The sequence below is a fragment of the Pseudomonas sp. UBA1879 genome, assembly GCF_002338065.1.
Lineage (GTDB): Bacteria > Pseudomonadota > Gammaproteobacteria > Pseudomonadales > Pseudomonadaceae > Aquipseudomonas.
In genome coordinates this window covers 114881-128366 of sequence record NZ_DDHJ01000001.1, presented here as the reverse complement: position 1 = coordinate 128366, position 13486 = coordinate 114881, and the positions used below count along the sequence as shown (strand labels likewise).

At 61.7% G+C, this 13486-nt stretch carries 13 protein-coding genes; 8 read left to right on the top strand and 5 right to left on the bottom strand.

Annotated elements, in window-relative coordinates:
• Positions 1–156 precede the first annotated feature (156 nt).
• Positions 157–1533 (bottom strand): signal recognition particle protein, encoded by a 1377-nt coding sequence (ffh, locus tag B3N48_RS00585; RefSeq protein ID WP_296178350.1) that lies wholly within the window; start codon positions 1531–1533, stop codon positions 157–159.
• 249 nt (positions 1534–1782) lie between these two features.
• Between ffh and B3N48_RS00580 the strand changes: the two genes are divergently transcribed.
• From B3N48_RS00580 to B3N48_RS00570, 3 genes are all read left to right on the top strand, one after another.
• Positions 1783–2595, top strand: coding sequence for a cytochrome C assembly family protein (locus tag B3N48_RS00580; protein WP_296178348.1), 813 nt, complete (start codon positions 1783–1785; stop codon positions 2593–2595).
• A gap of 12 nt (positions 2596–2607) precedes the next feature.
• Positions 2608–3849: a CNNM domain-containing protein gene (locus B3N48_RS00575; RefSeq protein WP_296178346.1), complete on the top strand. Its 1242-nt coding sequence runs from the start codon at positions 2608–2610 to the stop codon at positions 3847–3849.
• Positions 3850–4146: 297 nt separating this feature from the next.
• On the top strand, positions 4147–5469 hold the full coding sequence (locus tag B3N48_RS00570; RefSeq protein ID WP_296178344.1) for an MFS transporter: 1323 nt from the start codon (positions 4147–4149) through the stop codon (positions 5467–5469).
• Positions 5470–5675: 206 nt separating this feature from the next.
• On the opposite strand, the gene purT is transcribed toward B3N48_RS00570, so the two are convergent.
• The 4 genes from purT to B3N48_RS00550 form a co-directional block, all read right to left on the bottom strand.
• Complete coding sequence (gene purT, locus B3N48_RS00565) at positions 5676–6857, bottom strand: formate-dependent phosphoribosylglycinamide formyltransferase (RefSeq protein WP_296178341.1); 1182 nt, start codon at positions 6855–6857, stop codon at positions 5676–5678.
• A gap of 470 nt (positions 6858–7327) precedes the next feature.
• Positions 7328–7546, bottom strand: coding sequence for a DUF1289 domain-containing protein (locus tag B3N48_RS00560; protein ID WP_296178339.1), 219 nt, complete (start codon positions 7544–7546; stop codon positions 7328–7330).
• A complete protein-coding gene (locus B3N48_RS00555) occupies positions 7546–8070 on the bottom strand; it encodes a gamma carbonic anhydrase family protein (RefSeq protein WP_296178338.1) in 525 nt (174 codons plus the stop codon). The genes B3N48_RS00560 and B3N48_RS00555 overlap by 1 nt, the downstream gene beginning before the upstream one ends.
• 72 nt (positions 8071–8142) lie before the next feature.
• Positions 8143–8754, bottom strand: coding sequence for a CoA pyrophosphatase (locus B3N48_RS00550; RefSeq protein ID WP_296178336.1), 612 nt, complete (start codon positions 8752–8754; stop codon positions 8143–8145).
• A gap of 159 nt (positions 8755–8913) precedes the next feature.
• Here B3N48_RS00550 and B3N48_RS00545 point away from each other — a divergent pair, with 159 nt between their 5' ends.
• From B3N48_RS00545 to B3N48_RS00525, 5 genes are all read left to right on the top strand, one after another.
• Positions 8914–9465, top strand: coding sequence for an NUDIX hydrolase (locus B3N48_RS00545; RefSeq protein WP_296178333.1), 552 nt, complete (start codon positions 8914–8916; stop codon positions 9463–9465).
• Positions 9466–9515: 50 nt separating this feature from the next.
• Positions 9516–10079, top strand: a complete 564-nt coding sequence (locus tag B3N48_RS00540; protein ID WP_296178331.1) for a L,D-transpeptidase family protein — start codon at positions 9516–9518, stop codon at positions 10077–10079.
• A 519-nt stretch (positions 10080–10598) separates the two neighbouring features.
• A complete protein-coding gene (locus B3N48_RS00535; protein WP_296178328.1) occupies positions 10599–11330 on the top strand; it encodes a GntR family transcriptional regulator in 732 nt (243 codons plus the stop codon).
• Positions 11331–11363: 33 nt separating this feature from the next.
• Entirely contained in the window at positions 11364–12470 is a 1107-nt protein-coding gene (gene nagA / locus B3N48_RS00530; RefSeq protein ID WP_296178326.1) for an N-acetylglucosamine-6-phosphate deacetylase, read from the top strand.
• Positions 12451–13473, top strand: a complete 1023-nt coding sequence (locus B3N48_RS00525) for an SIS domain-containing protein (RefSeq protein WP_296178323.1) — start codon at positions 12451–12453, stop codon at positions 13471–13473. Before nagA ends, B3N48_RS00525 begins: the two co-directional genes overlap by 20 nt.
• The last annotated feature ends 13 nt before the right edge of the window (positions 13474–13486 follow it).

The window sequence follows — 13486 nt, the reverse complement described above, 5'->3', positions numbered from 1 at the left end:
CTTTTGCAAATGACTTTTTCCGGCGCGAACCGCAAGGCCATCAAGATCTGCCAGGGAGCCGTCAGCATCGACGGCCATTAAGCGCCTGCCGAAGCAGGCCAATGGGAAGGTTTTCCCAAAGTAGGACACGCGGGATCAGGCCCCGCGCGGTGCGAATCACATCTTGGGCATGCCGCCGCCGGGGAGCATACCGCCCATGCCGCGCATCATTTTGGCCATGCCGCCTTTGGTCGAGAACTTCTTCATCATCTTCTGCATCTGCTTGTGCTGCTTGATCAGACGCCCGATGTCCTGCACCTGAGTACCGGACCCCATGGCGATACGGCGCTTGCGCGAACCGCTGATCAGCTCGGGGTCGCGGCGCTCGGCCGGGGTCATCGAGTTGATGATGGCTTCCATCTGCTTGAACTGCTTCTCGGCGACATTCTGGGCATTGCCCATCTGCGACAGGTTCATGCCGCCAATGCTCGGCAACTTGTCCATGAGGCCGCCAAGGCCGCCCATGTTTTTCATCTGTTGCAGCTGATCGCGGAAGTCTTCGAGGTCGAAGCCCTTGCCCTTCTTCAGCTTCTTGGCCAGTTTGTCGGCCTTTTCCTTGTCGAGGGTCTGTTCGGCCTGTTCGATCAGGCTGAGCACGTCACCCATGCCGAGAATGCGCGAGGCGATACGATCGGGGTGGAACGGCTCCAGCGCCTCGCTTTTCTCGCCCATACCGATGAATTTGATCGGCTTGCCGGTGATCGCCCGCACCGACAGCGCGGCGCCACCCCGTGCGTCGCCATCGACCTTGGTCAGGATCACACCGGTCAGGGGCAGCGCGTCGCCGAAGGCCTTGGCCGTGTTGGCGGCGTCCTGACCGGTCATGGCGTCGACCACGAACAGGGTTTCAGCCGGTTTGACTGCCGCGTGCAGCGCCTGGATCTCACCCATCATCTCGGCGTCGATGTGCAGACGGCCGGCGGTGTCAAGGATCACCACGTCGATGAATTTCAGCCTGGCTTCTTTAATAGCCGCTTCAGCGATAGCCACTGGCTTCTGGCTGATGTCAGACGGGAAGAACGTCACGCCAATGTCGTTAGCCAGGGTTTCCAGCTGTTTGATCGCCGCAGGACGGTAGACGTCGGCTGAGACCACCATCACGGTTTTCTTCTTGCGTTCTTTGAGGAATTTGGCCAGCTTGCCCGCAGTGGTAGTTTTACCCGCGCCCTGCAGACCCGCCATCAGGATCACCGCTGGCGGCGCGACGTTGAGGGTGAGCTCTTCATTGGCAGCCCCCATCATCTCTTCCAGCTCGGCCTGGACGATCTTCACGAACGCCTGGCCCGGTGTCAGGCTGCGCGACACCTCGGTGCCGACCGCACGCTCCTTGATGCGATTGACGAAATCCTTGACCACCGGCAAGGCGACGTCGGCTTCGAGCAGCGCCATACGCACTTCACGCAGAGTGTCCTTGATGTTGTCCTCGGTCAGCTTGGCCTTGCCGGTGACCTGGCGCAGCGTCTGTGAGAGACGATCTGTCAGATTTTCAAACATGCGTGATCCTTTGAGTTCGTGCGAACCCCAGTTGATGCGGCGCCGCGCCGTGATGACTCCTGAATATGGCGCGCGAACGCGACACATATATAGAGGGAACGGCGCTCGGCGAGCCTGTGGCTTGAGCAGGTCGCGGATTATAGCGAAGAGTCTGCCTCACGGACACCACGGCGTCTGCTTCTGTGGTCTTTCGTGTGTGGTGGGTTCTATGCCAAACTCAGCGGCTTTCGGGCTCGCCCATCAGGATCTATGTTCCCCTTGTCACCGAGTTTGCTATTCAGCCTCGTCGCCGCCGTGCTGTACGCCGCTGCGACCCTCTATCAAGGTATCCGCCTGCGCCAAGGCAAGAAGGCCGACAAATGGCTGCTGTGCCTGATCGGCACCCTTGCCGTCGCCTGTCAGGCCAGTGCGCTATTTGGTCAATTGGTGCGCCCGATCGGCCTTGGGCTGGACTTCTTCAGTGCGGCCAGCCTGATCGCGGTGGCGGTGATCATCGTGACCATGCTGGCGTGCATACGCATCCCCGTGGAAATCCTGCTGATCCTGCTGTTCCCGCTTGGCCTGTTGACGAGCCTGATGGCGCAATTCGCCCCCAGCGGTACCCTCCAACCCATCCTCGGCGAACAGGGTCTGATTGGCCATATTCTGCTGTCCATCCTCGCCTACGGCATGTTCACCATCGCCGCGTTCCAGGCACTGTTGCTGCTGTTGCAGAACCGTCAGCTCAAGAACAAACACCCTGCGGGGCTGATCAAGAATTTTCCGCCGCTGCAAACCATGGAAAGCCTGCTGTTTGGTTTCCTCTGGGCGGGCTGGACGCTGCTGTCGATGTCGCTGGTTTCCGGCTGGCTGTTTGTCGAGAACCTTTTCGCTCAGCATCTGGTGCACAAGACCCTGCTGTCGATCCTGGCGTGGATTGTGTTCAGCGTGCTGCTCTGGGGCCGTACGCGCCTCGGCTGGCGCGGACACAAGGCGATTCGCTGGACGTTGGGCGGATTCCTGCTGTTGATGCTGGCCTACTTCGGCAGCAAGCTCGTACGCGAATACATCCTGCACATCTGACAGGCGCCGACCATGGAAAACCTGCCCAACGGCACGATGCTCGCGCTTCTCGTCCTGCTCACGCTGTGGTCCGCCCTGTTCACTGCCGTGGAAGCGGCGCACTACAACCTACGGGCGGTGCAGATCAACCCGCGCTCGACCGAACCGCCCAAGCCGGTATTGGCGTTCAACCTGAACAGCCTGATTCTGGGCAACACGCTGATCAAGGTGCTGATCACGGTACTGGCCACGCTGCTTGCAATCGGTGAGTGGTACTACCATGGCCCGGTGATCGCTTGGCTGGGGGTCGCCAGCGTGCTGGTGATCGTCACTGAATTCATCCCGCGCAAACTCGCTGCGCGTCGCCCCGAAGCCATTCTGTTGCTGGGTAACAACGTGCTGCGTATTCCGATGCGGCTTCTGCGACCCTTGACCTGGCTGTACAAGAACATCGCCAAAGTGCTGTTGCGCCCTTTTCTGTCCAAGCGCCGCCCGGACAGCGCGACCGATGACGACGACGAGATGGGCCCTGCGATCTATCAGGACAACGAAAGCCAGTACGGGCGCTCGCGGGTCGCCTCCGGGATTCATGCGCTGGACAGCATGACGGTGAACGACATTCTGGTCCCGCGCAGCGAAGTGGATGGCATCAATCTGGACGACACCCTTGAAGAGATCACCGACAAGCTGATCATCTCGCGACACACGCGCCTGCCGGTCTACCACAACGACATCAATCAGGTCGAAGGCGTGCTCAATACCCGAATGATCAGCCACCTGCTGCCACGGGGTCAGTTGACCAAAGAAGCGCTGAAAGCCGCGTGCTACGAGCCTTACTTCGTCCCCGAAAGCACGCCGCTTCAACTGCAATTGCTGAATTTTCACAAGCAGCAGCGCCGCATGGGCGTGGTGGTGGATGAATACGGCGAAGTTCAGGGCATCGTCAGCCTGGAAGACATCCTCGAAGAAATTGTGGGCGAGTTCGAAAGCGAGCAGTCCCTCGACAATCCACACATTCACCCGCAGCCGGACGGCCGCCTGGTGGTGGAAGGCGCGGCGTCGATTCGCGACCTGAACAAGACCCTTGGCTGGCACCTGCCCGCTGACGGTCCCAAGACCCTCAATGGCCTGATCACCGAAGCACTGGAAAGCATTCCCGACAGCTCGGTGTGTTTGAAGATCGGCCCGTATCGACTGGAAACCCTCGAAACCGAGGACAACCGCGTCACCCGCGTGCTGATGTGGCAGAACAGCCGGACCAAGGACGTCATTTGAAGCGCACGCGGCATCTCTGAAACACTTGTTTCCGCGCTGAACCCCTTCCTATAATCGAGCCGCTTACCCAGCCCCGCCGACCCGCGTGCTACCCGCACGATGCGTGAGTCGGCCAGTCACTCAGCCTGACCTCATCACGCACCTCCCTGGCGCCCGCTCTCACCCTGAGTCAACGCCCTTGCCCGGATCCGGGCTAGTCTGTTCAGCGCTGCACCCACAACAATTAACGTTTGCCCCAGCGCGCGCAGGACGCTTCGTCCCCCGCTGAGAGGTGACATGACTGCCAGGGACACCCCAATGACCAGCACCTCCACTTACCCGCCGAGCGACGAAACCGCCGCACCTCCGGCCAATTCCGCGGCCCGCGTGGCCACGGCCAGCTTCATCGGCACTGCCATCGAGTTCTACGATTTCTACGTGTACGCCACCGCCGCTGCGCTGGTGATCGGCCCGGTGTTCTTCCCGCAGACGTCCAGCACCGCACAGATGCTGTCGGCCTTTCTGACCTTCGGCATCGCCTTTCTCGCGCGTCCGTTGGGTTCGCTACTGTTTGGTCACTTTGGCGACCGCATCGGTCGCAAGTCCACACTGGTCGCTTCGCTGCTGCTGATGGGCATCTGCACCACGCTGATCGGCGTGTTGCCGGGTTACGCGGCCATCGGTTCATGGGCGCCGATTCTGTTGTGCGTGTTGCGCTTCGGTCAGGGGCTTGGGCTGGGTGGCGAATGGGGCGGCGCGGCGTTGCTGGCCACCGAGAATGCGCCGAAAGGCAAGCGGGCGTGGTTCGGCATGTTCCCGCAACTTGGGCCTTCAATTGGCTTCCTCGCCGCCAACGGGCTGTTTCTGACGCTGGCCGTGACCTTGGACGACGAGCAATTCCGCTCCTGGGGCTGGCGCATCCCGTTCCTGCTCAGCGCTGTGCTGGTGGTGATCGGCCTCTATGTGCGCTTGAAGCTTGAAGAAACACCGATTTTCGCCAAGGCCATTGCGCGTCACGAACGCCTGAAAATGCCGATTGCCGAGCTGTTCGCGCAATATTGGGCACCGATGCTGCTGGGCGCGGCGTCGATGGTGGTGTGCTACGCGCTGTTCTACATCTCGACGGTGTTCTCGCTGAGCTACGGGGTCAAATCCTTGGGCTACAGCCGCGAATCGTTCCTGGCCATGCTGTGTTTCGCAGTGCTGTTCATGGCGTTGGCCACGCCGCTGTCCGCCTGGGCCAGCGACCGTTTCGGGCGCAAACCGGTGTTGATCATCGGCGGCGTGCTGGCGATTCTCTCAGGCTTTCTGATGCAGCCGTTGCTGACCCACGGCACCACGTGGGCAGTGACGCTGTTCCTCTCCATCGAGCTGTTCCTGATGGGCGTGACCTTCGCCCCGATGGGGGCAATGCTGCCTGAGCTCTTTCCCACACGGGTGCGTTACACCGGCGCGTCGGCGGCCTACAACATTGGCGGCATCGTCGGCGCCTCGGTGGCGCCGTTCTTCGCGCAACAATTGGTGGAAATGGGCGGCCTGAGTTGGGTCGGCGGGTATGTGTCGGCGGCGGCGCTGTTGAGTCTGATTGCGGTGTTGTGTTTGAAAGAAACCCGGCATGCGGATCTGGATACGGTCAGGTAGTGCCTGGGGCGTATCCCTGCCGGGTCACGACCCCTCTGTAGGGGTGAGCTTGCTCGCGATGGCGTTGGCTAAGACATCTCCATCCTCTCAGACACGCCGCTATCGCGAGCAAGCTCACTCCTACAAGAGTGCGCAGTAGGCCTGAATCAGTTGCAGCACAAACAAAAACGGCGCCTCTGAGGGCGCCGTTTTTGGTTGTGGGGATGTTACAGCTGTACCTTCACTGCCATCGACGCGCGGGTCGCCTTGCGGCGTGCGGCTTCGATGGACTCGTCACGTGCCAACGCCACGCCCATGCGGCGCTGGCCGTTGACTTCCGGCTTGCCGAACAGGCGCAGCGCGGTGTCTGGCTCGCTCAGTGCCTGTTCCAGATTGGCGAATGCGGTCTGGGTCGATTGGCCTTCCACCAGAATCACGGCCGAGGCCGAAGGGCCGAACTGACGAATCAACGGGATCGGCAGGCCGAGGATGGCGCGGGCGTGCAGCGCGAATTGCGACAGGTCCTGAGAAATCAGCGTGACCAGACCGGTGTCATGGGGGCGCGGGGAAACTTCGCTGAACCACACCTGATCGCCCTTGATGAACAGCTCGACGCCAAACAGCCCGCGGCCGCCCAGCGCCTCTGTCACGGCCTTGGCCACGCGCTCGGACTCTGCCAATGCCGCCGGGCTCATGGCCTGGGGCTGCCAGGATTCCTGATAGTCGCCCTTCTCCTGACGATGGCCGACCGGCGCACAGAAGGTGGTGCCGCCAACGTGACGCACGGTCAGCAGGGTGATTTCGTAATCGAAGTCGATGAAGCCTTCGATGATCACCCGACCCTTGCCTGCGCGACCGCCCTCCTGGGCGTAGTCCCAGGCCTTCTGCACGTCAGCCTCGGTTTTCAGCAGGCTCTGGCCTTTGCCCGACGAACTCATGACCGGCTTGACGACACACGGGAAGCCCAGGTCTTCGACAGCCTTTTTGTAGTCTTCGAAGGTGTCGGCAAAGTGATACGGCGAGGTCGGCAGGTCAAGTTCTTCAGCAGCCAGACGGCGGATGCCTTCGCGGTTCATGGTCAGTTGCGTGGCGCGTGCGGTGGGGATCACGGTGAAGCCTTCGGCTTCCAGCTCGACCAGCGTGGCGGTCGCAATGGCCTCGATTTCCGGGACGATGTAATGCGGTTTCTCCGCTTCGATCACAGCCCGCAGTGCGGCGCCGTCGAGCATGTTGATCACATGGCTGCGGTGCGCGACCTGCATGGCCGGAGCGTTGGCGTAACGGTCGACGGCAATCACTTCAACGCCCAAGCGTTGCAGTTCGATCACCACTTCCTTGCCAAGCTCGCCGCAACCGCAGAGCAAAACGCGGGTCGCGGTCGGCGACAGTGGAGTTCCGATTTGAGTCATCTCAGGTCCTCGTGGAGCAGATATCGAGGGCAGCCCGCCATGTGCGAGCAACCGCAGGGGAGAAAGGCGCGCAATTTACCATGAAGGCCGGGGGATGGGGTGCGGCGGGTGACGGATGATGCAAGGGTGAAGATGATCGTTGTGGGAGATTCTATGCTCGCTGGCAAACCGCATTCGCCAGCAAGCCGGCTCCCACAAGGGTCATGCCTAGGTCATAAAATCTGCCCCGACGTTGTATCCGTGGGAGCCGGCTTGCTGGCGAACGCATGGTGTAAGACGACTTCTTCCATATCTGACCCATCGCATTCGCCAGCAAGTCCGCTCTCACAAGGGTCATGCCTAGGTCATAAAATCTGCACCGACGTTGTATCCGTGGGAGCCGGCTTGCTGGCGAAGGCATGGTGTCAGACGACTTATTCATATGTGACCCATCGCATTCGCCAGCAAGTCGGCTCTCACAAAAGAACATGCTAAGCCTGGCCTACCGAAAACATCGCCCCACCCGCCCGCGCGCGTTCGTCGCACAGCACCAATACGGCACGTCGTTCGTCGTTGCTCATTCGGCTCCAGCCAGTGATTTCCTGGACCGTGCGCTGGCAGCCGACGCAGATATCTGCATCATCAAGCGCACAGATGCTTACACATGGCGAGCGAACCGGTTTTTCATGAGGGGGCAGATCGGCGCTCATCAGTCTTCCTGCGGCGCCAGGTCACGGGCGTAACGCTGGGCGTTGTGAACGTAGTGCGCGGCGCTGGCTTCGAGCATTTTCTTCTGCGCCTCGGTCAGTTCCCGCACGACCCGGCCCGGAGAGCCCATGACCAGCGAGCCGTCGGGGATCACCTTGCCTTCGCCGATCAACGAATTGGCGCCGATGATGCAGTGCTTGCCAATCTTCGCACCGTTGAGGATGACCGAATTGATGCCGATCAGCGTGTTGTCGTCCACCGTGCAGCCGTGGAGCATGACGTTATGGCCGATGGTCACGTTTTTGCCGATGGTCAGCGGCGAGCCCATGTCGGTGTGCATCACGGTGCCATCCTGTACGTTGCTGTTCTCGCCGATGTCGATCAACTCGTTGTCGCCCCGCAGCACCGCACCGAACCAGACGCTGGCATTGGCCTGCAAACGGACGTTGCCGATCAAGGTAGCGGTCGGCGCAATCCAGCTCTGCGGGTGGGCTTCGACGCGGGCATCGCCCAGGCGGTATTTCATGGTGTCTTCCTCATGACTCGGCTCTGCGGCCGTGGGTCGAGCGCGCGGCTCACAGTGGGCGAAACGGGTGACTCAGGATTTCAGCGGTAACCTCGACGAACGCTGAGGCGGATGGTGCAGGCTGATCTGGCTGTCGAACAGCACATTCATCAGCTCCACGATCATGATCGCGCTCAAGCCCCAAATCTTGTACTCGCCGAATCGATAGCTCGGCACGTACCAACTACGGCCTTGATAATCGATGCGGTGCGTGTGTTCGCGGGCGTCTTGGCGGAAAAACTCCAGCGGCACACTGAAAACGGCCGCGATCTCGCCATCATTGGGCTTGTATTCGACGTAATCGGGGATGATTCCAACATAAGGCGTCACTTTGAGCCCGTGCTTCGAAATCAGCGGGCTCAGCGGTCCGACGACTTCAACGAGCCCCGGCGGCAAGCCGATCTCCTCCTCGGCTTCGCGCAGGGCGGTGAACACCAGATCAGGGTCTTCGGGGTCCCTTCGCCCACCGGGAAACGCCACCTCGCCGCCATGGGTCGAGAGACCGCTGGCGCGCAGGGTCAACACCAGTTCCGGCTCGTCGCTGCGGGTGATGGGCATGAGCACCGCGGCCTCGGAGAAGCGGGCATTGGTCTCCAGCGACTGCGGCGTGTGACTGCTCATACGGCGAACAAGCTCGTCCAGCATGGAAATTCTCGGTCGGTGGCCTGACCCGCATCATGCACCAAACCGCCGACACGCCCAACCCCATGGGCGACAACCCGCGCGCCAGAAACGAGACACCGCTTGCCGACCACCCGCGCCACACGCCAAGATAGCCGCTGACTTCAGGAACCCGATTCGATCATGAAATTCTGCAGCCACTGCGGCGAACAGGTCACCCAACGTATCCCCGAAGGCGATACCCGCCTGCGTTACGTCTGCGACCACTGCCACACCATTCATTATCAGAACCCGAACATCGTTGCCGGGGTGCTGCCGATCTGGGAGGGCAAGGTGCTGCTGTGCCGACGCGCCATCGAGCCGCGGCTGGGGTACTGGACGCTGCCGGCCGGTTTCATGGAGAACGGCGAAAGCGTCGAGCAGGCGGCGCGGCGGGAGACCGTGGAAGAGGCTTGCGCGGCTCTGGAAGACTTGCACTTGTACGCCATGATCGACGTGCCACACATCAGTCAGGTGCACGTTTTCTACCGGGCCAACATGGCCAGCGCGGACTTCGCAGCCGGGGTCGAAAGCCTTGAGGTGAAGCTGTTCGACGAGGCCGATATCCCGTGGTCGGAGCTGGCGTTCAACACCGTCCGACGGACCCTGGAATGCTTTTTTGCGGACCGGCGGCATCAAGAATTCCCGGTGCATACCGATTGTCTTACTGTCGTGCCCCCTCTCAAAACTACTTGACCAGAAGGCCCGCGCCATGGCGGCGCCGGGTACAGGGATTACCGTTGAAAATGCGTTGGTTGCTCGCTGTTCTATGCCTGTCGGTCGTTCCACTTGCCCAGGCCGCGTTCACTCAAACCATCGTGCCCAAGGGCAGCGAGCAGAAATTCGTCGACGGTAAGGTGGTGGACACGCAAGACATCAGCCACCGCACCATCGATAAAGTGCTGGTCCTCAAGTCGGCGCATCAGTTGCAGTTGATGAGCCAGGGCGAGGCGCTGAAAACCTACCGCATCTCGCTGGGCAAAGCGCCAAAAGGCCCGAAGCTGCAAGAGGGTGACCAACGCACGCCAGAAGGTTTCTACTGGCTCGACTGGCGCAAGACCAGCGACGCCTTCAATCTCTCGATGCACATTTCCTACCCCAACATCGCCGATGCCGCCCGCGCCCGCCGTGAAGGCGTCAAACCGGGCAGCATGATCATGATTCATGGCACGCCAATCAACGAAGAATACCCGGAGTGGTACTTCCACACGCTGGACTGGACCAACGGCTGCATCGCCATGAAAAACAGCGACATTCGCGAAGTGTGGGACTTGGTAAAAGACGGCACGATGATCGAGATCCGGCCATAGGCCACTTGGATACCAGTTGTCGCCCCCTGCCATTCTCGCCGCGTACGGCTTCTGCCCGGAGGGCGTAGGAGTCGCCGGGGTGGCGCTCCACGTTGCCGACGATCGGCCCAGGGTCGCGCTCGACCGAAGCGGCAGCAAAACCGGACGCCTCGGTTGTATCAGATGTACCGCGTTGCAGAGGTTTTGCTGCCGCTTCGCGCCAGATCGCGAGCAAGCTTGCTCCTACGGCCTTCGGCCAGAATCAAAAGCAGCTTGCGTGTTGTCAGGCACGCACCGCACCGCCTCTGGCCGAAGGCCGTGGGAGACGCCGGAGGCACGACGGCAGCGATCTGTCGCACAGCGGCAGCAAACCCGGCGACCTTGGCTTGCCTGACTCTCCCCCATCCCCCAACCAAACGTCACCACTCTGTGACCAAAAACCCTCACCCTCGAATACCAATCCCGTTGACGTGGTATGCAAGTGGTATTACTTTCGGGCGCAATCTCCGGACATAATTTCAATCACGTCGGCGTTTCTTCATGATTTCGATTCTCTCCCTGCGTCCCGACGATCGTCAGCCGACGCCGCTGTACCTGCAATTGGCCCGCAACCTGGAAGCGGCCATTCATGCGGGGCAGTGGAAAGCCGAACAGGCGTTGCCGTCTGAACGCAGCCTCAGCGAAACCTTAAGCATCTCCCGCGTCACGGCGCGTAAAGCGCTGGAAGTTCTGCTGGAGCAAGGGCTGATTCGTCGCAGTCAGGGTTCGGGGACGTTCATCACGCCGCGCCTCGAACAGCCGCTTTCTCGCCTTTCCAGCTTCAGCGAGATGCTACGGCTCAAAGGCTTTACCCCCAGCTCGCAGTGGCTGGAACGCGACATCACCCTGCCGACCCATGAAGAACTGATCCGCCTGAGCCTGTCGCCAAGCGAAAAAGTCGCCCGGCTCAAGCGTCTGCGCAAGGCCGATGGCATCGTCATGGCGGTTGAACTCAGCGCCCTGCCCGCCGCCCTGCTGCCAGAACCGGAGGCCATCGGTGATTCGCTGTATGCACACCTGGAGTCCATTGGCCGTCCGGTGGTTCGAGCCCTGCAACACATCCGCGCGATCAACGCGTCGGCAGACATGGCTGCGCTGGTCGGGATCGAAACCGGCACCGCCATGCTGCTGATGACCCGGATCGGCTATCTCGCCGACAACACCCCCATCGAACTGACCGACACCTACTGCCGCGACGATTACTACGACTTCGTCGCCGAACTGCGCCGGTAACGCGCCGCGCAGATACACCCAAACGGAGCCTGCATGTCCGACTTCAACATCCTCACCGCCGACGGCTGGGTTCGCGGCCAGTTGCAGCACCGCGACGGTCGGGTGACGAGCATTCAGGGCACGCCCTGCAACCCTCAGGACAACGACCTGCCCTACATCTTGCCGGGCTTCATCGACCTGCACGTCCACGGTGGCGGCGGGAACGACGTGATGGAAGGCACCGAGGGGTTCTCGACCATCGCCCGCACGCACCTGCGCTTCGGCACCACGTCGATGCTGGCCACAACCATGACCGCCCCTGCCGCCGAGATCGGTCAGATTCTGGAGCAACTGGGCGGGTATTGTCAGCACCGAGCGTCAGAAACAGCCCGAGTGTTAGGCGTGCATCTGGAAGGCCCCTACATCAATCCCGGAAAACTCGGCGCACAACCCAACCACGCCCACGCGGCGCTGTTGAGCGAAGTCGAACATTATCTGAGCCTGGCGCCGATCAAGGTCATCACCATTGCCCCGGAAATCGCCGGGCATGTCGAGCTGATCAAGGCGCTGGCCTCCCAAGGGGTGCGCCTGCAAATCGGCCACACCCTGGGCAGCTACGAGGAAGGCGTCAAAGCCCTTGACGCCGGTGCGACCAGCTTCACCCACCTCTATAACGCCATGAGCCCGCTGCACCATCGCGAGCCCGGCATCGTCGGCGCCGCTCTGGCCCATGCGCGCTACGCCGAGCTGATTCCCGATTTACTGCACGTGCACCCTGGCGCAATTCGCGTCGCGCTGCGCTCGATCCCCTGCCTGTATTGCGTCACCGATTCCACCGCCGCCACCGGCATGCCGGACGGCGAATACAAGCTAGGCAGCCACACCGTCACCAAATGCCTGGGCGGCGTGCGCCTGCCCGACGGCACGCTCGCGGGCAGCACGCTGACCATGGATCAAGCGCTGCGTAATCTGGTGAAGATCGGCCTGCCCTTGGCGGAAGCCTCACAGCGACTGTCGCAATTTCCTGCGGACTACCTGGGCATCGAAGATCGGGGCCGCCTGCAACCCGGCAGTTGGGCGGACGCCGTGTACCTGGACCGCGACCTGACACTCACCGCCGTGATGGTCGAAGGAGAGACCCTTGAACTCGAAAATGCTTGAAGAGGCCCTCGCCTCAGCGGACGTCGTGCGGCATCAGTTGACCGTGCTCGAACCGCGCCTGATCGACCTTGCGCAGCGTCTGCGTCAGACCGCGCCTCACGTCGTGCTCTCCGTGGCCCGGGGCAGTTCCGATCACGCCGCCAGCTACTTTGCCTATCTGACCATGCAGCACGTGGGCGTCCCTGTGGCGTCGCTGCCGATGTCGGTGGTGACCCTGCACGATTCGCCCTTGCGTGTTGAGAACCAGCCTGCCATCGGCTTCTCGCAGTCCGGCCAAAGTCCGGATCTGGTGGACAGCCTGCGCACACTGCGTGAACGCGGCGCCTTGACCATTGCCATGGTCAACGCCGCGGGCTCGCCTCTCGAACAGGCCTGTGAGTACGTGCTGCCGCTGAGCGCGGGGCCTGAACTGAGCGTTGCAGCGACCAAAAGCTTCATCGCCACCCTCAGCGCCAGCGCCCGACTGATCGCGCACTGGCAGCATGATTCCGCACTGCTACTGGCCGGCGAAACCCTCCCTGAACGCTTACATGACGCCGCGCGCCAGGACTGGTCCGTGGCCATCGATGCGCTGCGCGACTGTGAGCGGCTGATGGTGATCGGTCGCGGCACCGGTTTCGCCATCGCTCAGGAAGCGGCGCTCAAGTTTAAAGAGACGTCGGGCATTCAGGCCGAAGCGTTCAGCAGCGCGGAAGTGCGCCATGGCCCGATGGCGCTGGTGGGCGATCACTATCCGCTGCTGATCTTTGCCACCCGAGGCGCCGAACAGGCCAGCCTGCTCGCCCTCGCCACCGACATGCGCGAACGCGGTGCGAAGGTGTTGCTGGCAGCCCCCGACGACGTTCCCGAACGCGACCTGACCCTGAGTTGCGCCGACCACCCGGCCCTTGACCCGATTCTCGCGATCCAGAGTTTTTACGTGATGGCAGCGGGCCTGGCCGAAGCCCGGGGGCTGGATCCCGATCAGCCACGACACTTGAGCAAAGTCACCAAAACCCATTGATTCCGCGCCTTCG

Bases quoted from the DNA above. Each gene is read 5' to 3' on its own strand.
- B3N48_RS00570 (WP_296178344.1), top strand. From the start codon at position 4,147: ATGACCAGCACCTCCACTTACCCGCCGAGCGACGAAACCGCCGCACCT.
- B3N48_RS00580 (WP_296178348.1), top strand. From the start codon at position 1,783: ATGTTCCCCTTGTCACCGAGTTTGCTATTCAGCCTCGTCGCCGCCGTG.
- B3N48_RS00575 (WP_296178346.1), top strand. From the start codon at position 2,608: ATGGAAAACCTGCCCAACGGCACGATGCTCGCGCTTCTCGTCCTGCTC.
- B3N48_RS00550 (WP_296178336.1), bottom strand. From the start codon at position 8,754: ATGCTGGACGAGCTTGTTCGCCGTATGAGCAGTCACACGCCGCAGTCG.
- purT (WP_296178341.1), bottom strand. From the start codon at position 6,857: ATGACTCAAATCGGAACTCCACTGTCGCCGACCGCGACCCGCGTTTTG.
- B3N48_RS00560 (WP_296178339.1), bottom strand. From the start codon at position 7,546: ATGAGCGCCGATCTGCCCCCTCATGAAAAACCGGTTCGCTCGCCATGT.
- B3N48_RS00535 (WP_296178328.1), top strand. From the start codon at position 10,599: ATGATTTCGATTCTCTCCCTGCGTCCCGACGATCGTCAGCCGACGCCG.
- B3N48_RS00540 (WP_296178331.1), top strand. From the start codon at position 9,516: ATGCGTTGGTTGCTCGCTGTTCTATGCCTGTCGGTCGTTCCACTTGCC.
- nagA (WP_296178326.1), top strand. From the start codon at position 11,364: ATGTCCGACTTCAACATCCTCACCGCCGACGGCTGGGTTCGCGGCCAG.
- B3N48_RS00545 (WP_296178333.1), top strand. From the start codon at position 8,914: ATGAAATTCTGCAGCCACTGCGGCGAACAGGTCACCCAACGTATCCCC.
- ffh (WP_296178350.1), bottom strand. From the start codon at position 1,533: ATGTTTGAAAATCTGACAGATCGTCTCTCACAGACGCTGCGCCAGGTC.
- B3N48_RS00555 (WP_296178338.1), bottom strand. From the start codon at position 8,070: ATGAAATACCGCCTGGGCGATGCCCGCGTCGAAGCCCACCCGCAGAGC.